The 22,016-nt window shown below is 66.7% G+C and carries 16 protein-coding genes; 4 read left to right on the forward strand and 12 right to left on the reverse strand.

What is annotated here, in order from left to right:
- Window positions 1–11: 11 nt before the first annotated feature.
- From uvrC to ACPYN9_RS03010, 4 genes are all read right to left on the reverse strand, one after another.
- The gene (uvrC, locus tag ACPYN9_RS02995; RefSeq protein WP_424463788.1) at window positions 12–1,934 is read right to left on the reverse strand and encodes an excinuclease ABC subunit UvrC; all 1,923 of its coding nucleotides are present in this window, start codon (window positions 1,932–1,934) and stop codon (window positions 12–14) included.
- Window positions 1,934–4,807, reverse strand: coding sequence for an excinuclease ABC subunit UvrA (gene uvrA, locus ACPYN9_RS03000; protein WP_424463789.1), 2,874 nt, complete (start codon window positions 4,805–4,807; stop codon window positions 1,934–1,936). The genes uvrC and uvrA overlap by 1 nt, the downstream gene beginning before the upstream one ends.
- A 65-nt stretch (window positions 4,808–4,872) precedes the next feature.
- Window positions 4,873–6,951 carry an excinuclease ABC subunit UvrB gene (uvrB, locus tag ACPYN9_RS03005; RefSeq protein WP_424463791.1) on the reverse strand — a complete coding sequence of 693 codons (2,079 nt, stop codon included), beginning with the start codon at window positions 6,949–6,951 and terminating at the stop codon, window positions 4,873–4,875.
- Window positions 6,952–7,042: 91 nt separating this feature from the next.
- Window positions 7,043–7,579: a Dps family protein gene (locus ACPYN9_RS03010; protein WP_424463793.1), complete on the reverse strand. Its 537-nt coding sequence runs from the start codon at window positions 7,577–7,579 to the stop codon at window positions 7,043–7,045.
- Between the two features lie 144 nt (window positions 7,580–7,723).
- On the opposite strand from ACPYN9_RS03010, the gene ACPYN9_RS03015 reads away from it, so the two are divergent.
- Window positions 7,724–8,455 (forward strand): IMPACT family protein, encoded by a 732-nt coding sequence (locus ACPYN9_RS03015; protein WP_424463794.1) that lies wholly within the window; start codon window positions 7,724–7,726, stop codon window positions 8,453–8,455.
- 78 nt (window positions 8,456–8,533) lie between these two features.
- Here the strand turns inward: ACPYN9_RS03015 and coaE are convergent, their stop codons facing one another.
- Entirely contained in the window at window positions 8,534–9,169 is a 636-nt protein-coding gene (gene coaE / locus ACPYN9_RS03020) for a dephospho-CoA kinase (RefSeq protein WP_424463796.1), read from the reverse strand.
- A gap of 151 nt (window positions 9,170–9,320) precedes the next feature.
- Here coaE and ACPYN9_RS03025 point away from each other — a divergent pair, with 151 nt between their 5' ends.
- Complete coding sequence (locus ACPYN9_RS03025) at window positions 9,321–9,965, forward strand: DUF4126 domain-containing protein (RefSeq protein WP_424463798.1); 645 nt, start codon at window positions 9,321–9,323, stop codon at window positions 9,963–9,965.
- Between the two features lie 146 nt (window positions 9,966–10,111).
- Here the strand turns inward: ACPYN9_RS03025 and rpsA are convergent, their stop codons facing one another.
- The 4 genes from rpsA to ACPYN9_RS03045 all read right to left on the reverse strand — a co-directional run bounded on the left by rpsA (window position 10,112) and on the right by ACPYN9_RS03045 (window position 14,618).
- Window positions 10,112–11,569 (reverse strand): 30S ribosomal protein S1, encoded by a 1,458-nt coding sequence (gene rpsA / locus ACPYN9_RS03030; RefSeq protein ID WP_424463800.1) that lies wholly within the window; start codon window positions 11,567–11,569, stop codon window positions 10,112–10,114.
- 253 nt (window positions 11,570–11,822) lie between these two features.
- Complete coding sequence (locus ACPYN9_RS03035) at window positions 11,823–12,284, reverse strand: DUF779 domain-containing protein (protein WP_424463802.1); 462 nt, start codon at window positions 12,282–12,284, stop codon at window positions 11,823–11,825.
- A 124-nt stretch (window positions 12,285–12,408) separates the two neighbouring features.
- The gene (locus tag ACPYN9_RS03040; RefSeq protein ID WP_424463804.1) at window positions 12,409–13,710 is read right to left on the reverse strand and encodes an MFS transporter; all 1,302 of its coding nucleotides are present in this window, start codon (window positions 13,708–13,710) and stop codon (window positions 12,409–12,411) included.
- Window positions 13,707–14,618 carry a shikimate dehydrogenase gene (locus ACPYN9_RS03045; protein WP_424463806.1) on the reverse strand — a complete coding sequence of 304 codons (912 nt, stop codon included), beginning with the start codon at window positions 14,616–14,618 and terminating at the stop codon, window positions 13,707–13,709. The genes ACPYN9_RS03040 and ACPYN9_RS03045 overlap by 4 nt, the downstream gene beginning before the upstream one ends.
- A 126-nt stretch (window positions 14,619–14,744) precedes the next feature.
- Here ACPYN9_RS03045 and ACPYN9_RS03050 point away from each other — a divergent pair, with 126 nt between their 5' ends.
- A complete protein-coding gene (locus tag ACPYN9_RS03050) occupies window positions 14,745–16,577 on the forward strand; it encodes a bifunctional sugar phosphate isomerase/epimerase/4-hydroxyphenylpyruvate dioxygenase family protein (RefSeq protein WP_424463808.1) in 1,833 nt (610 codons plus the stop codon).
- A complete protein-coding gene (locus ACPYN9_RS03055; RefSeq protein WP_424463809.1) occupies window positions 16,543–17,181 on the forward strand; it encodes a TetR family transcriptional regulator in 639 nt (212 codons plus the stop codon). The genes ACPYN9_RS03050 and ACPYN9_RS03055 overlap by 35 nt, the downstream gene beginning before the upstream one ends.
- A 33-nt stretch (window positions 17,182–17,214) precedes the next feature.
- On the opposite strand, the gene exaC is transcribed toward ACPYN9_RS03055, so the two are convergent.
- The 3 genes from exaC to ACPYN9_RS03070 all read right to left on the reverse strand — a co-directional run bounded on the left by exaC (window position 17,215) and on the right by ACPYN9_RS03070 (window position 22,003).
- Window positions 17,215–18,738 (reverse strand): acetaldehyde dehydrogenase ExaC, encoded by a 1,524-nt coding sequence (gene exaC / locus ACPYN9_RS03060; protein WP_424463811.1) that lies wholly within the window; start codon window positions 18,736–18,738, stop codon window positions 17,215–17,217.
- A 132-nt stretch (window positions 18,739–18,870) separates the two neighbouring features.
- Complete coding sequence (locus ACPYN9_RS03065; protein ID WP_424463813.1) at window positions 18,871–20,193, reverse strand: transcriptional regulator; 1,323 nt, start codon at window positions 20,191–20,193, stop codon at window positions 18,871–18,873.
- 112 nt (window positions 20,194–20,305) lie between these two features.
- Window positions 20,306–22,003, reverse strand: a complete 1,698-nt coding sequence (locus tag ACPYN9_RS03070; protein ID WP_424463815.1) for a DUF885 domain-containing protein — start codon at window positions 22,001–22,003, stop codon at window positions 20,306–20,308.
- Window positions 22,004–22,016 lie beyond the last annotated feature (13 nt).

The raw sequence follows: 22,016 nt of genomic DNA on the forward strand, positions 1-22,016 counted from the left end.
GCGTGGGTCTCTCACGCTTCCGCCGATTGTTCTCGCGCAAAACGCTCCGAGATCGCCGTCGCGGTCGCTTGCCCGATGCCCTGGACGGCAGTCAGCTCGTCCACCGTTGCCGCGCGGAGTCGCTTGACGGAACCGAACTTTTTGAGCAGGGCGGCAACCCGAGTTGGCCCGAGACCAGGGATGTCGGCAAGCACGGTAGTGATGTCTGCTTTCCGCTTCGAGCGCTGGTGGCGGATCGCGAATCTGTGCGCCTCGTCGCGGAGTCGCTGGACGAGGAAGAGCGCCTCGGACCCTCTGGGCAGGATGACCGGAAAGTCGTCGTCAGGGAGCCACAGTTCCTCGAGTCGCTTCGCGATGCCGACGACGGCGATGCCTCGGACGCCGGACTCGGTCAAGGCACGCTGCGCCGCGTTCACCTGCGGTACGCCGCCGTCGATGAGTAGCAGCTGCGGGCGGTAGGCGAACTTCGCGCGCGTCGACTCCTGGCCAGCGGCTTTCGCCGGGTCGGCGGAGAGCGCCGCGTCCTCGACGATGTCGGCCGGTTTGGCGTCGTCGCGCAGGTACGCGAGACGTCTGGTGAGCACCTGGTGGATGGAGTCGGTGTCGTCCGTCGATGATGCGATGTTGAAGCGGCGGTAGTGCGATTTGCGTGCCAGACCGTCTTCGAACACCACCATCGACCCGACGATGCCGGTTCCCTGCAGGTGGGAGATGTCGTAGCACTCAATGCGCAGCGGCGCTTCTGCGAGGCCAAGCGCGCTCTGGAGCTCGGTGAGCGCATCCGAGCGAGCGACGTAGTCGCTGCTTCGCTTGAGCTTGTACTGGGCGAGCGCACCCATGGCGTTGATCGTGGCTGTTTTGAGGAGCTCCGATTTCGGGCCACGCACGGCTGTTCGTAGCCTGACTTTCGCGTGCCTCGTGGCTTCGAGCCACTCCGACAGCGCGTCTGCGTCGTCGGGGAGCGCAGGGACGATGATCTCGCCGGGGGGAAAGAGGCCCTCTTTGCCGTACACGCGCTGCAGTGTCTGATCGATGATCGTGCCGAGGTCGGTGTCGAGCTCCTTGTCGAGCACCCAGTTGCGGACGCCGCGGATGCGGCCGCCTCGAACCGTGAAGTGCTGCACGGAGGCGCTCAGCTCGTCTTCGGCGATGGCGAAGAGATCGAGATCGACGTTGTCGGGGAGCACGACGGCGCTCTTTTCCAGCACGTTCTCGAGGGCCCCGATGCGGTCGCGGAGCTTAGCTGCGTCCTCGAACCGCATCTCGCCGGCCGCGAGCTTCATCTCCTCCTGCAGCGTGGTCAGGAGGCTGCGGTCGTAGCTCTCCATGAAGCGCACGAACTCGTTCACGATGACGCGGTGCTCGTCGATGCTCACCCGCCCGCTGCACGGGCCTCCGCATCGCCCGATCTGTCCGGGGAAGCAGGGGCGCCCGCTCTGCATGGCGCGCTTGTAGTTCGAGTCGTTGCACGTTCGGATCGGAAACGCTTTGACCATGAGGTCGATGGTTTCGTTGACGGCCCAGACTTTGGGGTATGGGCCGAAGTAGCGTGCACCGCGGATACGCGGGTTCCGCGTCACCAGGACTCTGGGTGCTTCGTCGCCGAGCGTGACGGCCATGAACGGGTAGCTCTTGTCATCCTTGAACTTGACGTTGAAGGGCGGCGAGAATTCCTGGATCCAGGTGTACTCGAGCTGCAGTGCCTCGGTCTCGGTTCGCACGACGGTCCACTCGACCCGCGTCGCCGTCGTCACCATATGCCTGGTGCGCTCGTGCAGTCGCTCGAGCGGCGCGAAGTAGTTGCTCAGGCGTGCCCTGAGGTTCTTCGCCTTGCCGACGTACAGCACACGCTCGTCGTCCCCGAGGAACCGGTAGACGCCTGGGGATGTCGGGATGTCGCCCGTCGCGGGGCGATATGGCAGGACGTTCGCCATCAGTGCGCAGCTGCCTCCCGCTCGAAGATTTCCTTGAGGTACTGGCCAGTGTGGCTCTCCGCGATGCCCGCGATCTTCTCCGGGGTGCCGACGCCGACGACGGTGCCACCTCCGGAGCCGCCCTCCGGGCCCATGTCGATGAGCCAGTCGGCCGACTTGATCACGTCGAGGTTGTGTTCGATGACGATGACCGTATTGCCCTTGTCGACCAGCCCGCCGAGCACCTTCAGGAGCTTGCGGACGTCCTCGAAGTGGAGCCCGGTCGTGGGCTCGTCGAGGACGTAGACGCTGCGTCCGTTCGAGCGTCGCTGCAGTTCGGTCGCGAGCTTCACGCGCTGGGCCTCGCCTCCGGACAGCGTGGTGGCGGACTGGCCAAGCCGGACGTAGCCGAGGCCGACCTCGACGAGGGTGGAGAGGTAGCGGTGGATGGCCGTGATCGGCTCGAAGAAGTCGGCGGCTTCCGCGATGGGCATCTGCAGGACCTCAGCGATGTTCTTGCCCTTGTAGTGCACGCTGAGCGTCTCGCGGTTGTAGCGCGACCCTCCGCAGACCTCGCAGAGCACGTACACGTCGGGAAGGAAGTTCATCTCGATTTTGAGCGTGCCATCGCCGGAGCACGCCTCGCAGCGTCCTCCCTTGACGTTGAAGCTGAACCGCCCGGGGAGGTAGCCGCGGGCTTTCGCCTCGCTGGTCTCCGCGAACAGGGTGCGGATGCGGTCGAAGACTCCGGTGTAGGTCGCCGGGTTGGAGCGAGGGGTCCGTCCGATCGGGTTCTGGTCGACGTGGATGACCTTGTCGAGCTGGTCGACGCCGGTCACACGGGTGTGCTTGCCGGCGACGGCTCGTGCGCCGTTCAATTTCGCGGCGAGGACTCGGTACAGGATGTCGTTCACGAGCGAGGACTTGCCGGAGCCGCTGACTCCGGTGACGGCGGTGAGGATGCCGAGCGGGAAGCTGACCTGCACGTTCTTGAGGTTGTTCGCGCGGGCGCCGACGACGGTGAGCTCGCGCTTCTTGTCGTACTTGCGACGCTTCTTGGGGGTCTCGATGCCGATGCGTCCGGAGAGGTAGTCGCCGGTGATCGACCTAGTGTTCTTCTCGAGGTCGGCGACAGAGCCGCTGTGGACGACCTCTCCCCCGTGTTCGCCGGCGCCGGGACCGATGTCGACGATCCAGTCTGAGGTGCGGATGGTGTCTTCGTCGTGCTCCACGACGATGAGGGTGTTGCCGAGGTCGCGCAGTTTGACGAGGGTGTCGATGAGCCTGCGGTTGTCTCGCTGGTGGAGGCCGATCGACGGCTCGTCGAGCACGTAGAGGACGCCGGTGAGCCCGGATCCGATCTGCGTCGCGAGGCGGATGCGCTGGGCCTCGCCCCCGGAGAGGGTGCCTGCCGCCCGCGCGAGGTCGAGGTAGCTGAGGCCGACCTCGATGAGGAAGTCGAGGCGTGCTCTGATCTCACGGAGCACCTGCGCGGCGATCTTCGCCTCGCGGTCAGTGAGCTCGACGGTGTTCATGAAGTCGAGGCAGTCGGCGAGGCTGAGCGTCGTCGCGTCCGCGATGGAGCGCCCGTGCACCTTGACGGCGAGGACTTCGGGCCGCAGGCGGGCGCCGTTGCAGGCTGAGCAGGGGATCTCGCGAAGGTACTGCGCCCATCGGGCGCGGGTCGCGTCTGTCTCGGCCTCGGCGTACTGGCGTTCGATGTACGGCATGACGCCCTCGAAGCCGGAGCTGTACGTCATCTGGCGTCCGAAGCGGTTGCGGTACTTGACTCTGACCTCGTAGTCGCGGCCCTCGAGGATCGCTGCTTGAACCTCTTCCGGAAGCTTCTTCCACGGGGTCGTGAGCTTGAACTGCACCTGCTCGGAGAGTCCGAGGAGGAGCCGCTCGTAGTACTGGTAGAGGCTTTTGCCCTGTGAGCTCCAGGGCAGGATGACGCCGTCGGCGATCGAGTCGAGTGGGTCGCCGATCAGCAGCTCACGATCGACCGACATGCGGGTCCCGAGTCCGTCGCAGGTCTGGCAGGCCCCGAAGGGCGCGTTGAACGAGAAGGTGCGCGGTTCGATCTCGGTGAGGGCGATCGGATGGTTGTTCGGGCACGACAGCTGCTCCGAGAACGTGGTCCAGGCATCGTCGCCCTCGGCGTCGACGAAGTTGATCTGGACGAGGCCGTCTGCGAGTCGCAGGGCCGTTTCGAGCGAGTCGGTCAACCGCCCGAGCACATCCTCGGAGGCGACGAGGCGGTCGACGATCACCGAGATGTCGTGCTTGAACGACTTCTTGAGCTTCGGCGGGTCGGTGAGCTGGACGCGCTCGCCGTCGACCATCGCACGGGCGTAACCCTGGCCGGACAGCGACTGGAAGAGGTCGACGAACTCACCCTTCTTCTGCTGGACGACCGGGGCGAGGACCTGGTACCTGGTCCCGTCTTCCAGCTCCATGAGCTGGTCGGCGATCTGCTGCACGGTCTGGCGCTGGATGACCTCGCCGCAGATCGGGCAGTGCGGGACTCCGATGCGCGCCCAGAGGAGACGGAGGTAGTCGTAGATCTCGGTGATCGTGCCGACGGTCGACCTGGGGTTGCGGTTGGTCGACTTCTGGTCGATCGAGACTGCCGGGCTGAGGCCCTCAATGAAGTCGACGTCGGGACGGTCGACCTGCCCAAGGAACTGCCGTGCGTAGGCGGAGAGCGACTCGACGTAGCGGCGCTGGCCTTCGGCGAAGATGGTGTCGAACGCCAGCGAGGACTTCCCCGAGCCCGACAGTCCAGTGAAGACCACGAGGCTGTCCCGCGGGATCTCCAGGTCGACGTTCTTGAGGTTGTGCACGCGGGCGCCTTGGACGCGCAGCTGCGAAGAAGGAGGAAGGACGGCCATAGCTCTTTCAGGTTCTCTATTCGTGTGGATGCTCGGTTCGCCCGGTCGAGGCGACGTGGCCGTGGTCAGCCCTTGGTGACGTGCCCGGCGCGTTCCATGGTCCTGAGGTCCTGCTTGAGCGCCGAGAGCTCGTCGCGCAGGCGCGCCGCGAGCTCGAACTTGAGCTCGGCGGCAGCGTCGAGCATCTGCGCGTTGAGGTCCGAGATCATGTTCTCGAGCTCCCGGGCGCCAGAAGCTGCGAGACCTTCGCGCTTGAGTTTAGGTGTGGTCTGCCGCTTGTTGTCGCCCTGGCCTCGAGCTGCGAGAAGCTTGGCGGTGTCTTCACCTTCGCGCATCAGCGACTCGGTGATGTCCGCGATCTTCTTCCGGAGCGGCGTGGGGTCGATGCCATGCTCTGCGTTGTAGGCGAGCTGTCGGTCGCGACGACGGTCGGTCTCTTCGATCGCAAGCGCCATGCTGTCGGTGATTCGGTCGGCGTACATGTGCACCTCGCCCGTCACGTTTCGAGCCGCTCGTCCGATGGTCTGGATGAGGGAGGTGCTGGATCGGAGGAACCCCTCCTTGTCGGCGTCGAGGATCGCGACGAGCGACACCTCCGGAAGGTCGAGTCCCTCACGTAGGAGGTTGATGCCGACGAGGACGTCGTAGATGCCGGCGCGCAGCTCGGAGAGGAGTTCCACCCGACGGAGCGTGTCGACGTCCGCGTGGAGATAGCGCACGCGCACACCGTTCTCGCCGAGGAAGTCGGTGAGTTCCTCAGCCATCTTCTTGGTGAGGGTGGTGACGAGCACCCGCTCGTCGCGGTCGGCCCGAGTGCGGATCTCTTCGAGCAGATCGTCGATCTGGCCCTTTGAGGGCTTGACGACGATCTGGGGGTCGACGAGACCGGTGGGTCGAATGATCTGCTCGACGTACCCGTCGGCCTGAGCGAGCTCGTACTTTCCCGGCGTTGCGGACAGGTAGACGGTCTGTCCGACGCGGTCGCTGAACTCGTCCCAGCGGAGCGGCCGGTTGTCGAGCGCGCTCGGGAGCCGGAAGCCATGGTCGACGAGCGTTCGCTTCCGCGAGGCGTCTCCTTCGTACATGGCGCCGATCTGCGGGACGGTGACGTGCGACTCGTCGATGACCGTGATGAAATCGTCGGGGAAGTAATCGATCAGGCAGTGCGGGGCTTCGCCAGGCGCGCGCCCGTCCATGTGGCGCGAGTAGTTCTCGATGCCGGAGCAGAAGCCGATCTGTTCCATCATCTCGAGGTCAAACGACGTGCGCATGCGCAGTCGCTGGGCTTCGAGCAACTTTTGTTCGCGTTCGAAGACGCCAAGGCGGTCGTCGAGCTCTTCGCGGATCTGACCCATGGCGCGCTGCATCGCGTCGGCTCCCGCGACGTAGTGAGAGCCAGGGAACACGCTCACGGAGTCCATCGAGCGGACCACGTCGCCGGTGAGCGGGTTGAGGGCGGTCAGCGCTTCGATCTCGTCGCCGAACATCTCGATCCGGATCGCCAACTCCTCGTAGACCGGGATGATCTCGATGGTGTCGCCGCGGACCCGGAAGGTCCCGCGCTGGAAGGCCACGTCGTTGCGCTGGTATTGCATCGTGACGAAGCGGCGCAGGAGCTCCTGCCGCGGGATGCGGTCGCCGACGTGCAGCGCGAGCATCGAGTTGAAGTACTCCTCGGGCTTGCCGAGCCCGTAGATGCAGGACACCGTGGAGACCACCACGACGTCGCGGCGACTGAGCAGCGAGTTTGTCGTCGAGTGTCGCAGCCGTTCGACCTCCTCGTTGACTGAGCTGTCCTTCTCGATGAAGGTGTCTGTCTGCGGGACGTAAGCCTCTGGCTGGTAGTAGTCGTAGTACGAGACGAAGTACTCGACGGCGTTGTTGGGCATGAGCTCGCGGAACTCGGTCGCGAGCTGTGCGGCGAGAGTCTTGTTGTGGGCGAGGACCAGCGCTGGACGCTGGAGCTTCTCGATGAGCCAGGCGGTCGTCGCCGATTTTCCGGTTCCGGTCGCGCCGAGGAGCACGACATCGGGCTCACCCGCGTTGATGCGGTTCGCAAGCTCTTCGATGGCCTTCGGCTGATCGCCGCTGGGCGTGTACTCGCTGACGACTTCGAAGGGACGGACGCTGCGTGTTGCTTGCATAGAACAAGTGTACGTGCCGGTTGCCAGATTTCGGGGCCTCCGCGATGCGCTGTGCGCGATCACGGAGGCCCCGAAATGCGGTCGACTCGGACTACTTCTCGCTGGAGAGCACGCCCTGCGTGTTCTCCAGGTGTGCGCGGATGAACCACTGGAACTTTTCGAGCTCCGAGACCTGCCCGATGATGAGGTCCTGGGTCACCAGGTCCAGGTCGTCGAGGCGCTTGATTGCCTCGCGGTGGTCGGTGATGACGCCGACGTACACGTGGTCGAGTGCCTCGAGGTGCTGTCGGGTTCCCGCGCGGAAGACCTCGTAGTCGCCCCACGTCCTGGCCTCGACCAGCGCGCCAGGGAGCCCGTTCGGGGGCACTCCGAGCGTTGCCATACGCTCAGCGACCTCGTCTGCGTAGCCGCGCACGAGCTCGATCTGCGGGTCGAGCATCTCGTGGACGCTGATGAAGTCGCGTCCAATGACGTTCCAGTGCGCGTGCTTGAGCGTGAGGTGCAGGTCGTTGAGTGCGTGCAGACGGAGCTGCAGCAGCTCGCCGATCTCGTGGCCCTTGTCGAGCGAGAGCCCGGGAACCGTGTACTCGCCGTTCTCTGTCTGCTGGCTTGAGGCTGTCGTGGTCATCTCAGTCCTCTCTTGGGAACGCAGGTCTTGCTTCCCGGTCGATGAGTCCCGTTCAGTGCGGGGGAAGTCAACAATGACAGCCAGGTCTGAGCGTTTGGTCGGAGCCAGGGCGACGTGCCGAACCGGCCGCGGTAGGATCCCCGGATGCGCGAAGACCGGACTGTGGCCTCCGAGGCGGCCGCGGCGGCGCGCTCGGCTTCCGCCCCGGGCTACGGTGTGCTCGCCGACCGCTCCCCCGTCGACCACGAGCTCGAGATCCGCCGCTCCCGCTTCCTCTGCCGGCTTCAGCGCGTCGAGTCGGAGGACGAGGCACGAGAGGTCATCGCGGATCGCCGGGCGGCTCACCGTCTCGCTCGCCACCACTGCAGTGCGTTTGTGCTTGGGGCTGACCGCAGAGTCCAACGCACCAGTGACGACGGAGAGCCGGCAGGCACGGCAGGGACGCCCATGCTGGAGGCCCTGGTGCTCGCGGAGCGCGTGCGCGGCGGCGCAGCGCCGGCATCGGACCTGAGTGATGTCGTTGCCGTGGTCACGAGGTATTTCGGCGGAGTGCTGCTCGGTGCCGGTGGGCTCGTTCGCGCCTACTCCGAGTCGGTGTCGTCGACCCTGCAGTTAGCCCGCACGGTGACCAGGCAGTCGCGGGCGATGTTCGCCGTGGAGGCGCCGCACGCGACCGCCGGTCGCTGGGAGAACGACCTCCGGTCTCGCGGCGTGCTGGTGGTCGGCACCGAGTATGCGGGGTCCGCAGCAACCCTGACGGTGGCCATACCCGACGCCCCGGATGCGCGCGCGCGTCTCGCGTCGGATGTGGCGTCGGTCACCGCGGGGGCGGGCGAGCTGCTGGAGCTTGGCACCCAGTGGGTAGATCTGAGCTGACTGAGCGGAGCGGAACTGAGCTGAGCTTCGTGCTTCGGGCACTGCGCCCCTTGATCCCGCCTCCGGATCCGCCCCCAATCAGACCCCATACGTTTGCGTCTCGGGTGCGCGCAGTGCCGCCGCGGCGAGTCGACGCCATTCGCCGTCGACCTGTTCCAGGGTCTCGTCGAGCGGCGCGCTCGTATCAATGAGGACATCCGCGATACGTCGCCGTTCCTCATCGCTGGCCTGGGCCGCGATGCGCGCCCTCGCCTCGGCTTGGGTCATGCCGCGCCCTTCGACGAGACGCTCCTCTCGAACCGCAGCAGGCGCATCCGCGACCCAGATCTCCTCGTAGTCGTAGTTGCTCCTTGATTCGACGAGCAGGGGGATCACGTGCACGACGAGGGCATTGGGATCGTCGGCGAGCACCTCATCGAGACGCGCGCCAGTCAGGCGGCGCACCTCGGGGTGCACGATGTCGTTCAGGGCTGCGCGGGCTTCCTCATCGCCAAAGACCAGGGCGCCGAGAGCTGGCCGGTCGAGCGAGCCGTCCGGGAGAAGCACGTCGCGTCCGAAGCGGTCCGCGATCCGTCGCACTGCCGGAGTTCCGAAGGCCACAGCCTCTCTGGCGAAAACGTCGGCGTCCAGGATCACACCGCCGAGCTCGGCGAGTCGCTGCGCGATGGTCGTCTTGCCGGATCCGATTCCCCCGGTCAGAGCGATGGTGACCATGATGTGTCGTCCTCTCGTCTGCGGATGCCTAGGCGAGGCATCGTCCTTGGCACCAACGCTACTGCTCGGAGGCCGTGAGCGTCCTGCGGCATTCCGAGGCCGGTGCTGGCCGGTCTGCGTGCCAGACTGAGACGCAGGAGGCACTCGAACCATGCTTGAAATTCTCACCGGTCTCGGGCTCGCGACGGCGAGCGGACTGAACGCGTTTATTCCCCTGCTGGGGATCGGGCTCCTCGCCCGCTTCACGGACCTCATCACGCTTCCTGCAGGGTGGACGTGGCTCAGCAACGACTGGGTGCTGATCATCGTCGGGGTGCTCCTAGTGCTCGAGCTCGTCGCCGACAAGGTGCCGGCCCTGGACCACGTGAACGACTGGATCCAGACCGTCATCCGGCCGACCTCAGGCGGCATCGTGTTCGGGGCAGGCACGGCCAGCTCGACGGCGGCGATCCAAGATCCGGCATCGTTCTTCACGAGCAATGCCTGGGTGCCGGTGGTCATCGGCATCGGCATCGCCCTGCTGACGCATCTCACGAAAAGCAGTACGCGGGCTGCGGCGAATGTGGTGACGGCAGGTGCCGCCGCACCCGTGCTGAGCGTGGGCGAGGACGCCATCAGTGTCGGCCTGCTGTTCTCCGCCATCCTTGTACCCGTGTTCGTGTTGGTCATGCTCGCCATGCTGGCGCTGTTGGCCTGGTTCCTATTCCGGAGCTTCAAGCGCGTCCGTGACGCACGGGCGGCGCGGTCGAGATCCGACGCCCCGCCGGTCCCACCAGCTCCTGGCTTCACCGCCTGAGCTCCCTGAAGCACCTGCGACGCAGACAGCGCCCGGCCCCTTACGGGCTGGGCGCTGTCTGCGTCGGTTGCTGTGCGTGCGGCCGAAACGGCCGAAGGCCGGTCCCAGAACGGGACCGGCCTTCGGTGCAGTGAACCTGCTGGGAACTAGTTCCCTGCGAGCTTCTCGCGGAGGGCAGCAAGCGACTCATCGTCGGCAAGCGTTCCTGCGCCGGCTGCTTCGCTCGTGAAGGAGTTCGAGGAGCTCGACGGCGCGACGGCGCTGACGTTCTGCTCGATCTCGGCTGCCGAAGCGACCTGCTTCTTGTGCGCCTCCCAGCGCGACTGAGCGAGGGCGTACTCCTGCTCCCAGGCCTCGCGCTGCGCGTCGAAGCCTTCCTTCCACTCGTTGGTCTCCGGGTCGAAGCCCTCGGGGTACGTGTAGTTCCCCTCGGCGTCGTACTCGGACACCATGCCGTAGAGAGCTGCATCGAACTCGGTACCCTCGGGGTCGACGCCATCGTTCGCCTGCTTGAGCGAGAGCGAGATGCGGCGACGGTCGAGGTCGATGTCGATGATCTTGACGAACAGCTCCTGGCCGACCGACACGACCTGCTCAGCGAGCTCGACGTGACCGCTCGACAGCTCCGAGATGTGCACGAGGCCCTCGATGCCGTCTGCGACGCGGACGAAGGCACCGAACGGAACGAGCTTGGTGACCTTGCCCGGTGCGATCTGGCCGATGGCGTGGGTGCGAGCGAGCACCTGCCACGGGTCTTCCTGCGTCGCCTTCAGCGAGAGCGAGACACGCTCGCGGTCGAGGTCGACCTCGAGGATCTCGACGGTGACCTCCTGGCCAACCTCGACGACCTCGGACGCGTGCTCGATGTGCTTCCAGCTGAGCTCGGAGACGTGGACGAGGCCGTCGACGCCGCCGAGGTCGACGAACGCACCGAAGTTGACGATCGACGAGACCACACCCTTCCGGACCTGGCCCTTCTGGAGGTTGTTGAGGAAGTTCGAGCGGGTCTCGGACTGCGTCTGCTCGAGGAGCGCACGGCGCGAGAGCACGACGTTGTTGCGGTTCTTGTCGAGCTCGAGGACCTTGGCTTCGAGTTCCTGGCCGAGGTACGGCGTGAGGTCGCGAACGCGGCGAAGCTCGATGAGCGAGGCCGGGAGGAAGCCGCGGAGGCCGATGTCAACGATGAGACCGCCCTTGACGACCTCGATAACGGTGCCGGTGACGACGCCGTCTTCTTCCTTGATCTTCTCGACGTCGCCCCAAGCGCGCTCGTACTGCGCACGCTTCTTCGACAGGATCAGACGGCCTTCCTTGTCCTCCTTCTGGAGGACGAGCGCCTCGACGGTGTCGCCGACCTGGACGACCTCGCTGGGGTCGACGTCGTGCTTGATCGAAAGCTCGCGCGAGGGGATGACACCCTCGGTCTTGTAACCGACGTCGAGGAGAACCTCGTCCCGGTCGATGCGAACGACGGTGCCCTCGATGAGGTCCCCGTCGTTGAAGAACTTCAGCGTCTCTTCGACCGCGGCAAGAAAGTCCTCAGCAGATCCGATGTCGTTGATGGCGACCTGCTTGGTTGCCTTTTCGGTCGTGGTGGTGGTCATGTAGGTAATGCTCCAGGTGGGCTATAAGTCGGCCCGGATGCGCAACTCTCGACGGGAAGCCGGGAGCGGCGGTGTTCATCCGGGAATACGGATACGTGCACACAGAAAAGTGCTCTGTCAGCCTAGTCGGCCAGGTCAAGCGAGGGCAAGTGCCGCGCGCGGCGAGTTGCCCCGTGTTTCGAGGCGAGTCGCGCCTCGAGTCTGCGCCTGCGCGTCATCGGGTCTCGTCACAGGATCCAATCGCGAGGCCGGGTCACGAGGTCGCCAGCGACTCGACGTCAGTACCGTCCTCGTTCATGAGCTGCGACCTGATGAGGAAGCGCTTGCCTTCCGGCGCCTCGAGCGAGAAACCCGAGCCTCGGCCAGGCACGATGTCCACCGTGAGGCGCGTGTGCCTCCAGTAGTTGAACTGCTCGCGCGACATCCAGAACTCGACGCTGCCCGCATCCGGGATATCCGCCGTGCCAAGCAGCACGTCGGCGTCACCCGTGAGGAAGTCGCCCGCGGGATAGCACATGGGTGACGAGCCGTCGCAGCAGCCGCCCGATTGGTGAAACATGAGCGGCCCGTGGCGTCTCCCGAGTGCAGAGAGCATCTCAACGGCCGCAGGCGTGAACGAGACGCGGGAGAACGTCTCGCCTTCAACCGCGGGCTTGGCGACGATCCCGGCCGCATTGCTGCCCGGCCTCGCCTCGGTCTGCACGTCCTTGTGCATGTCTGTTCCCTTCGTCGTGGCCCTGCATCCGGGGTGTGCCCGAACCTCGCGCCTCCCCGCACCGTACGTCCGGAGACTGTGGCCTGGGTGAATGCGCGAGGTCGGGATGGCAGAGCCGCGCCGCCTACTGGACGACGCGGATGCCGAGGGTGTCGGTCGGCACGCTCTTCGTCTCCTTCGCGGTCAGCGCCGAGACCGCCGCGATGAGGCAGATGGCGCCGGTAAAACCGGAGATCACAACCCAGCCGCCCTCCTGGACGCCGCCAAGGGCCGCGACGATGGACGGCGCGAAGCCGGCCATGAGGAAGCCGAGCTGCGTGCCGATTGCCATGCCGGAGAAGCGAACGCGCGCGCTGAACATCTCCCCGTAGAAGGACGGCCAGACGGCGTTCGCGGCCGCGTAGCCGCAGGAGAAGGTAAGGATCGCAAGGGCGAAGGTGAGCAGCGTGTTCCCTGACGACATGGAGAGCATGTAGAAGGGCATGAAGACGGCCGAGGAGACGGCGCCGTAGATGAAGACGGGCTTGCGCCCGATGCGGTCGGCGAGCATCGCGAACAGCGGTTGCGTCCCGAGGGCGACGATGTTTGCGACGACGACGAGCCAGAGGGTGAGGTTCTCCGCGAGGCCCACCTCCTTGCCGTACGCGAGAGCCAAGTTGCCGAACACGGTTGAGACTGCGGCGATGAAGGCACAGAAGATGACGCGGAGCACGTCCCTCCAGTGGTCGCGCAGGAGTGGGATGAGCGGGATGCGGGCGATCTCGCCCTGCGCCTTCGCGTCCTGAAATGTGGGCGTCTCGTGCAAGGTACGACGGATGAAGAACGCGACGACCACGACAACGGCGCTGAGCCAGAACGGGACGCGCCAGCCCCAGCTGTACTTGATCTCGTCCGGCAGGGTCAGGACCGGAATGAAGACGAGGGCGGCCAGGATCTGCCCGCCCTGCGTGCCGGTGAGGGTCCATGACGTGAAGAACGAGCGGCGGTTGTCCGGCGCATGCTCGAGCGAGAGCGAGGCGGCTCCCGCCTGCTCGCCAGCTGCCGAGAGCCCCTGCATGAGTCGACAGAGGACCAGGAGTGCTGGTGCGAACCAGCCGATCTGATCGAAGGTTGGCAGGCAGCCGATGATGAACGTCGAGACGCCCATAAGGACGAGGGTGAACATGAGCACACGCTGACGCCCGATGCGGTCGCCGAAGTGACCGAGGATGACGGCGCCGACGGGGCGCGCAACGTACGCGAAGCCGAAGGTGGCGAGTGACATCACGAGTGCGGCGTTGTCGTCATCCGGGAAGAACATGACCGGGAAGATGAGCGCGGCGGCGGAGCCGAAGATGAAGAAGTCGTAGTACTCGACGGCGCTCCCCATGAAGCTCGCCGCTGCCGCTTTGACGGGGGTGCGCTTGGCGGTAGGTGCTGTGGTCATTGCTGAGACCTCCATGTCTCGGAGTGTGCCTCTTCGTCGTTGATGAGGCTTTGGAAGTGCTGGTGCATGCGCGCAGCGTCGGGCTCGTTGCCCGTGACGAGGCGGAAGGTATCGACGGCCTGGCCGACGGCCATGGCTCCCCCGTCCAGCGTGCGGCAGCCTGCCGACCGTGCCGCGAGGAGCAACTCCGTCTCGAGTGGGCGGTAGACGATGTCAGCGACCCAGAGCTCCGGTCGGAGCAGGCTGATGTCGAACGGCGTCCCGGGGTGGTCGTGCATGCCGACGGGTGTGCAGTGCACGATGCCGTCCGCGGTGCTGAGCAGCGATCGTAGTTCGCCCATGGCGCCGGCGTGGATGCGCGGGTCGCCTGCCGAGATCGCGTGTCGCTCGTTGAGCTCCTGAGTGAGGCGCTCGGCGCGTTCGGGGTCAAGGTCGACGATCGTGAGGTGCGTGGTGCCAACGCGGATGAGCGCGTCCGCGACGGCGGAACCCGCGCCTCCGGCGCCGAGGAGGACGACGTGTCGCGTCGGTGCGTCGGGGAGGCCCTCCCGGAAGGCGCGCTCGAAGCCCGTCGTGTCGGTGTTGTAGCCGATGCGTGCGCCCGGGGTGAGCAGGACCGTGTTGACCGCGCCGAGGGAGCGTGCGAGTGGGTCGACGCTGGTGAGCAGCGGGATGACGCTCTGTTTGCACGGGTGGGTGATGTTGAGCGCGTCGTAGCCGAGCTTCTCTGCCCAGTCGAGGATCTCCGGGAGACGATCCGCGCCGAGGTGCAGTGCGGTCAGGTCGATCGGGCGGAACAGGAGCGGGATGCCCTGCTCACGCGCCTCTGCCATGTGCATGGGTGGCGTGAGCGATGGCGTGACCCCCGTACCGACGAGGCCCATGAGGATGGCTCGGTTGCTGTGCAAGGTACTCCTTCGTCCCAGGCCGCCCTATGTACTAAACGGTGAGTACATACTCAGGGGCCGCCGGGTTGATGTCAACCCTTCAGGCGGGACTCTGGCAACTTAATTAACCCTTTGGTACATTGCGGTATGCGTACCTCCATTGCCACGGTCTGCCTCGCCGGCACACTGGTCGAGAAGTTGCACGCCTGCGCCGAAGCAGGCTTTGACGGCGTCGAGATCATGGATGCCGACCTCACCGCCGCCTACGAATCCCCCGAGGAGATCCGCGCGCTCTGCGACCGCCTCGGCCTCACGATCGACCTCTTCCAGCCCATGCGCGACTTCGAGGGCGTCGACGACGCCGTCCTCGAAGACAACCTGCGCCGTGCGAGAGCAAAGTTCGACGTCATGCGCCGGGTCGGCGCATCCATGGTGCTCCTGTGCAGCAACGTCGGGACGGCGACCGTCTCCGACCGCGCGAGGACGGCCGGGCAGCTCGGGAGGCTGGCAGACGTCGCCGCCGAGTACGGCATCGACATCGCCTACGAGGCGCTCGCCTGGGGGCGCTTCGTGAGCGATTACCGCGACGCATGGGAGCTCGTCCAGCTGGCCGATCGCCCAAACCTGGGCGTCTGCCTCGACAGCTTCCACGTGCTCTCGCGCGGGCACGACCCTGCTGGCATCGAGCTCATCAACGCCGACAAGCTCTTCTTCCTGCAACTCGCGGACGCCCCCAACATGGAGCTGGACGTGCTGTCGTGGAGCAGACACCACCGGCTCTTCCCGGGTGAGGGCGACTTCGACCTCGCCCGGTTCCTCTCCCACGTGCTTCGCGCCGGCTACCGCGGTCCGCTCTCTCTCGAGGTCTTCAACGACACGTTCCGGCAGACCGACGCGACGCGCACGGCGGCCCACGCACTCAGGTCGCTGCGCTGGCTCTACGATCGCGCCGCCGCGCTCAACGGGTGGAAAGACGCGCAGCTCGCGGCCCCTCAGCGACCACGAGCCATCGACTTCGTGGAGATCGCGGGTGAGGATCTCTCCTCCGTGGAGGCCACGCTGCAGCAGCTGGGGTTCAGCTTCGGCGGCCGGCATCGGACGAAGCCGGTTCGCCTCTGGGAAGCGGGCGAGGCGCGGGTGATTCTCAACGAGCAACGCCGAACGGCGGATGCCCGGCTCTCGGGACTCGGCGTTGAGGTGGCGGATGCGGCAGGGGCTGCTGGCAGGGCGTCGGCGCTCGGCGCGCCGCCGGTCTTCCGGCGCAGTTACGCGGGCGAGTACGAACTGCGCGGCGTCGAGGCGCCGGATGGGACCGAGGTCGCGTGGAACTCGCGCGCGGCCGCCGAGTCCTGGCTACCCGAGTTCCAGGGTGGCGCAACCGCCCAAATCAAAGCCGCCGCGCTGCACGGCGTGATCGACCACCTCAACATCGCCTACCCATGGCAGGAGTTCGACGAGGCGGTCCTTTTCTTCCGCAGCGTGCTCGCCCTGGATGCTGAGACCGTCTCGGAGCTGCCCGGACCGCGCGGGCTCGTGCGCAGCCAGGTCATGCGCACCCCCGACGGCGTGGTGCGCCTCGCCATGAACCTGGCGCCACCCACGGCACCGCTCCAGCCCCGCCACCTCGCCGTCCGGGTGGACGACGCGGTCTCGGCGGCCAGGGCCGCCCGCGACCGCGGCCTGCCGTTCCTTCCGGTGCCGGACAACTACTACGACGACCTCCAAGCCAGATTCGGTCTTGGCGACGAGGTCCTCGCCGAGCTCCGCGGCCTCGACCTCCTGTACGACCGTGACGAGCACGGCGAGTTCATCCACTTCTACACCCCAACGATCGACGGGCTGTTCTTCGAGATCGTCGAACGCCGTGGAGACTACGACGGCTACGGGGCGGCGAGCACCCCCGTCCGGCTTGCAGCCCAGCTGCACCACGCGGGAAGATATTCGAATGACCGAGAACAGGGTGAAGCAGCGCGACGCTGAGCGAACCCGGGCCGAGCTGCTCGCCGAGGCGACATCGGCGTTTGCGGAGACGGGATACTCCGGCACGAGCGTTGACGAGATCGCGAAGCGCAGCAGCACGACGAAGCGGATGATCTACTACTACTTCGGGAGCAAGGAACAGCTCTACCTCGCGGTGCTCGAGGAGGCGTACCGCGGCATCCGGGTCGCGGAGCAGAAGCTGCAGGTCGACGGCCTCGCGCCGATCGAGGCGGTGCGGAGACTCGCGAGCATCACCTACGACCACCACCGGGAGCACGCGGACTTCATCCGGCTCGTGGCGATCGAGAACATCCACCGGGGCCGGTTCATCCGCCAACTCGACTCATTGCGCGAACTCGGCACCCCTGCGCTCACGCTGCTGGACGGCCTGCTCGAACGGGGCCGTGCAGAGGGGGTCTTCCGGTCGGACGTCGAGGCGCTCGACGTGCACTTGCTCATCAGTTCGTACTGCGTCTTCCTTCTGGCCAACCAGTACACGTTCGGCTACCTCTTCGACGTCCAGCTCCAGGACGCGGCACGCCAGGACCACCAGCGCACGCTCCTCGGAGATGTTGTCGTGGCGTGGTTGACCCGCAAGGACTGATCCTCGCGGGCCAACCGGCGTTCATCTGGCGAATCAGAAGAAGCCGAGCTTGTCCTCGCTGTAGCTCACGAGCAGGTTCTTGGTCTGCTGGTAGTGGTCGAGCATCATCAGGTGGTTCTCGCGCCCGATACCGGAGGACTTGTAGCCGCCGAATGCGGAGTGCGCGGGATAGGCGTGGTACTGGTTGACCCAGACTCGACCGGCCTGGATGTCGCGGCCGGCGCGATACGCGGTGTTGCCCATGCGCGACCAGACGCCGGCACCGAGGCCGTAGAGGGTGTCGTTGGCGATCGAGATGGCGTCGTCGTAGTCGGAGAACTTGGTGACGGCGACCACCGGGCCGAAGATCTCCTCCTGGAAGATCCGCATGCTGTTCTGGCCCTCGAAGATCGTCGGCTGCACGTAGTAGCCGCCGGCGAGGTCGCCGTCGAGCTCGGCTCTTGCACCGCCGATGCGGACCTTGGCACCTTCCTGGCGACCGATCTCCAGGTAGCTGAGGATCTTCTCGAGCTGGTCGTTCGAGGCCTGCGCACCCACCTGCGTGTCGGTGTCGAGCGGGTTGCCCTGGACGATCTTGCGCGTGCGCTCCGTGACGTCCTCGAGGAACCGGTCGTAGATGGAGTCCTGGATGAGCGCACGCGACGGGCATGTGCAGACTTCACCCTGGTTGAGCGCGAAGAGCGTGAAGCCCTCCTGTGCTTTGTCGTAGTAGGCGTCGTCGCGCCGGGCAATGTCTTCGAAGAAGATGTTGGGGCTTTTGCCGCCGAGCTCGAGCGTCACCGGGATGATGTTCTGCGAGGCGTATTGCATGATGAGACGCCCCGTGGTCGTCTCGCCGGTGAACGCGATCTTGCGGATGCGGGAGTTCGAGGCGAGGGGCTTCCCAGCCTCGGCGCCGAAGCCGTTGACGATGTTCACGACCCCGGGTGGCAGTAGATCGCCGATGAGTTCGAAGAGGACGAGGATGGACGTCGGTGTCTGCTCGGCGGGCTTGAGCACGATCGCGTTGCCCGCAGCGAGGGCCGGCGCGAGCTTCCAGACCGCCATGAGGATCGGGAAGTTCCACGGGATGATCTGGCCGACGACGCCGAGGGGCTCGTGGAAGTGGTAGGACGTTGTGTTGTCGTCGAGCTGGCTCAGCGTGCCCTCCTGGGCGCGGATGGCGCCTGCGAAGTAGCGGAAGTGGTCGACGGCGAGCGGAAGGTCTGCCGCGAGGCACTCCCGGATCGGCTTGCCGTTGTCCCACGTCTCGGCGACGGCAAGCATCTCGAGGTGCTCCTCAATGCGGTCCGCGATCTTGTTCAGGATGACCGCGCGCTCCGCCGGGCTCGTCTTGCCCCACGCGGGTGCAGCGGCGTGCGCCGCGTCCAGTGCAGCCTCGATGTCCTCGGCCGTGCCTCGGGCGACCTCGGTGAACGGCTGGCCGGTGACCGGCGTGATGTTCTCGAAGTACTCGCCCTTGACGGGCGGCACCCACTGGCCGCCGATGTAGTGCTCGTAGCGCGGCTTGAACGAGACGAGCGCGCCGTCGGTGCCTGGCTTCGCGTAAACGGTCATGAGGACTCCCTTGTCCTAGGTGCGCAGCGTCACCACGCTGCGCGAGTGAACTCTTCAGTTGGAGCCTATGAGGCTCGACGTTGCATTCACGTTGCACCGTGCGCGTGCGTTTGGGGCGGCGCGAGCGGTGCTTCACGCTTCGAGAGACTCGATTCGGGCGACGAGCCTCGACCTCGCTGGTGCGCGGGGCGGGAGGACGGTGAGCGCAGTGCGTAAGGCGTCGGAGTCCGCAGCGACCTCCGGAAGCTCGAGGTAGGCCAGGAGTGTCTGCGTGTCGGCCGTGGTGAGGACCTGATCTCGGAGCGTCGCGGAGAGCTCGACGCGGAGCTCGCGCACCCCCGGCGCATCCGACGACGGCAGGAGCACGCCGGCGTAGGCATCGACGGCGGCGCGCACGTCGCCGGTGGAGAGCAGGCGCAGCACGTGCGATGCGTCGCTGGTGAGCCCCTCGATGATCCGGTAGGGGCGAGCGGCGAGCCGCAGCCGACGCTCGGCGAGCAGGGGCCGGAGTCTGGCGAGCTCCGCGCGAAGGGTGACCTCCTTCGCCGTCTCGCCGTAGATCAGGAGTGCGAGCTCACCCGCGCTGATGCCCGCCGGACGGGCTGCGAGCAGCGTCAGGATCTCGCCGTGCCTGCCGCTGAGCTCGAGCACGGGCTGCCCCGGAACCACGAGCCGGGCGCGCGTCACACCGAGCGAGCTGACGTGGCCCGAGCCGGTCGAGTCTGGTCGGCCACCTGAGGGCGCCAGCGCGCCGACGGGGTGGGCCGGAGCGCCGGCGAACAGCGCCGCGAGACGCATCTCGGCCTCCGCCGCGGCAACGGCCGCTCGCATGAGCGCGAGCGAGTGCGGTCCGACGGCCCGCTCGTCACCCGTCAGGTCGACGGCACCGACGGCGAGCCCGGTGAGCGGGTCGCGGATGGGCACCGCCGTGCAGCTGAGCAGCTGGACTGACGGGGCGAAGTGCTCGGCTCCCGCGATCTGCACGCCACGCCCGGAGGCGAGCGCAGTGCCTGGCGCGCTCGTTCCGACGGCGGATTCCGACCAGTCGGCTCCGGCCACGAAGTCCATGTGTTCGGCCCGCCGCAGCATCGCACTGTCGCCGCGAACCCAGAGCAGACGGCCGTGCTCGTTGGTGATGGCGACGATCAGACCCGTATCCCTCGCCGGCTCGACGAGCAGGCGGTCGAGCACGGGCAGCACGTGCTGCAGCGGGCTCCGCTCTCGCGCGGCGGCGAGCGGCTCGAACTGGTCGAGGTCGCGGGCCTTTGCGTTTGCCGGGCTCCCGAGCAGCTGCAACGACCTGAGCCAGGAGTCGCGCACAACGCTGCGCAGCCCGGCGACGGCCGAGCCCAGGTCCACTCCCCCGCTCCGACCGCCGTCGGCGTCGATGAGCGAATGAGCGGATGCGGCGGCGGCCTGCTCGGGTCCGGCCAGCTCGCCACTCTGCGGGTGCACCTCTCGGCCTCCTCAGGTTCGCGGCAGCGAGTGCGGCGATGCACTCGCTGCCGCGAGCCTAGGCGAAGCCGCCTGAGATCTGCCTCTCCTCAGGGGTGCGTGAGGCGCCGACTCAGTCGGCGCTCAGCACCTCGCGTAGCGTGTCGAGCCCAAGTCCGCCGAGGTCGAGCGCCCGTGAGTGCCACGCCTTCAGGTCAAAGCCCGCGCCTCCGCGACGCTCGGCGTCCGCACGGAGCTCTTCCCAGATGCGCTGGCCGATCTTGTAGGCGGGAGCCTGCCCCGGCCACCCGAAGTAGCGGTTCACCTCGAACTTCACGAAGCCGTCCGGCATGTTCACGTGCTGCCGCATAAAGTCGAGTGCGTACTCGTAGTCCCAGACCTTGCCGCCCTCAGGGACGGTCTTGCCGAGGTGCACGCCGATGTCGAGGACGACGCGCGCGGCGCGCATCCGCTGGCCGTCGAGCATGCCGAGACGATCGGCGGGCTCGTCGAGGTAGCCGAGCTGCTCCATGAGCCGCTCAGCGTAGAGTGCCCAGCCCTCACCGTGGCCTGATGTCCAGTTGTTGCGTCGCCACGTGTTGAGCTGGTCTCGGTTGAGGGTCGCGCGAGCGATCTGCAGGTGATGGCCGGGAACGCCCTCGTGGTAGACGGTGGTGAGCTCGCGCCAGGTGTCGAACTCGGTGACGCCGGGCGTGACCGACCACCACATGCGGCCGGGTCGCGAGAAGTCCTCAGACGGGCCCGTGTAGTAGATGCCACCCTCTTCGGTGGGCGCGATGAGGCACTCCAGGCGTCGCATTTGCTCGGGGATGTCGAAGTGGCTCTCGGCGAGCTCCGCGACCGCGCGGTCACTGGTCTCCTGCATCCACGCCTTGAGGGCCGCAGTTCCGTGGAGTTTCCTCGCCGGGTCGAGCTCGAGATGTGCGATCGCCTCGGCGACCGTGGCGCCTGGCAGGATCTCGTTCGCGATCGCCTCCTGTTCGGCCTTCATGCGCGCGAGCTCGGCGAGCCCCCACTCGTAGGTCTCATCGAGGTCGACCGCGGCGCCGAGGAACCCCCGCGAGGCGAGGGCGTAGTGCTCGCGCCCGACGCCGTCGGTCTCGGAGGCCGCGGGGAGAAGCTCATCGTCCAGGAACGCTGTGAAGGCGCCGTAGGCGGCGGATGCGAGCTGTGCCCCCTGGCGCAGCTGCGCGCGCAGAAGCGCGGGGAGCTCGCCGGTTTCGGGGTCCGCCTCAGCGAGCTGCTCGAAGAAGTTGCCGTCCGCGGCGTACTCACCCGTCTGCACGGCGACCTCGCGTACTTGTCGCTTCGCGGGGACGACACCCGCGAGGATGCCGGCGCCGAGCCGTTCCGTGTAGCCCTCGATGGCGGCTGGCAGCTTCTCGAGGCGGTTCGCGATGTCCTGGAAGTCCTCGACCGTCGCGCGCGGCATGAGATCGAACACCATTCGGATGTCCTGCGCCGGGGAGGCGATGTTCGACAGCTCGCGGAGGTGCAGCCCGGCGTCGATCATCTCGACCTCGAGACCGAGGCTGCGTCGAAGCTCGAGTGCGGTCACGCGGTCGATCTCGTCGACTTCCTCAAGCGTGTCGAGCTTCGCGAGCACGTCGACGATGGCGGCGCGCTTGCGCGGGGCCGCCGCTGAAGAGTAGTCGCCGTACTCGGACTTATCGCCGTCGACGCCCAGCTCGACGCGGAGCTCGGGCGACACCTCGATCTCGGTGGCGACCCAGGCTTCCGCGAGCCTGTCGATGTCGGTCTGCGGGCGTGCCTGACTGGTGGGCTGTGGGGGAAGCGCGGAAGTCGTCATCCCCCAAGCCTAT

The sequence above is a fragment of the Pseudoclavibacter helvolus genome, from assembly GCF_049707175.1.
Classification (GTDB): domain Bacteria; phylum Actinomycetota; class Actinomycetes; order Actinomycetales; family Microbacteriaceae; genus Pseudoclavibacter; species Pseudoclavibacter helvolus_A.

Excerpts from the sequence above, each read along its gene's own strand:
- ACPYN9_RS03040 (WP_424463804.1), bottom strand. The coding sequence starts at position 13,710 with ATGACCACAGCACCTACCGCCAAGCGCACCCCCGTCAAAGCGGCAGCG.
- ACPYN9_RS03070 (WP_424463815.1), bottom strand. The coding sequence starts at position 22,003 with ATGACGACTTCCGCGCTTCCCCCACAGCCCACCAGTCAGGCACGCCCG.
- ACPYN9_RS03010 (WP_424463793.1), bottom strand. The coding sequence starts at position 7,579 with ATGACCACGACAGCCTCAAGCCAGCAGACAGAGAACGGCGAGTACACG.
- uvrB (WP_424463791.1), bottom strand. The coding sequence starts at position 6,951 with ATGCAAGCAACACGCAGCGTCCGTCCCTTCGAAGTCGTCAGCGAGTAC.
- ACPYN9_RS03025 (WP_424463798.1), top strand. The coding sequence starts at position 9,321 with ATGCTTGAAATTCTCACCGGTCTCGGGCTCGCGACGGCGAGCGGACTG.
- ACPYN9_RS03035 (WP_424463802.1), bottom strand. The coding sequence starts at position 12,284 with ATGCACAAGGACGTGCAGACCGAGGCGAGGCCGGGCAGCAATGCGGCC.
- ACPYN9_RS03015 (WP_424463794.1), top strand. The coding sequence starts at position 7,724 with ATGCGCGAAGACCGGACTGTGGCCTCCGAGGCGGCCGCGGCGGCGCGC.
- ACPYN9_RS03050 (WP_424463808.1), top strand. The coding sequence starts at position 14,745 with ATGCGTACCTCCATTGCCACGGTCTGCCTCGCCGGCACACTGGTCGAG.
- uvrC (WP_424463788.1), bottom strand. The coding sequence starts at position 1,934 with ATGGCGAACGTCCTGCCATATCGCCCCGCGACGGGCGACATCCCGACA.
- rpsA (WP_424463800.1), bottom strand. The coding sequence starts at position 11,569 with ATGACCACCACCACGACCGAAAAGGCAACCAAGCAGGTCGCCATCAAC.
- coaE (WP_424463796.1), bottom strand. The coding sequence starts at position 9,169 with ATGGTCACCATCGCTCTGACCGGGGGAATCGGATCCGGCAAGACGACC.
- uvrA (WP_424463789.1), bottom strand. The coding sequence starts at position 4,807 with ATGGCCGTCCTTCCTCCTTCTTCGCAGCTGCGCGTCCAAGGCGCCCGC.
- exaC (WP_424463811.1), bottom strand. The coding sequence starts at position 18,738 with ATGACCGTTTACGCGAAGCCAGGCACCGACGGCGCGCTCGTCTCGTTC.
- ACPYN9_RS03055 (WP_424463809.1), top strand. The coding sequence starts at position 16,543 with ATGACCGAGAACAGGGTGAAGCAGCGCGACGCTGAGCGAACCCGGGCC.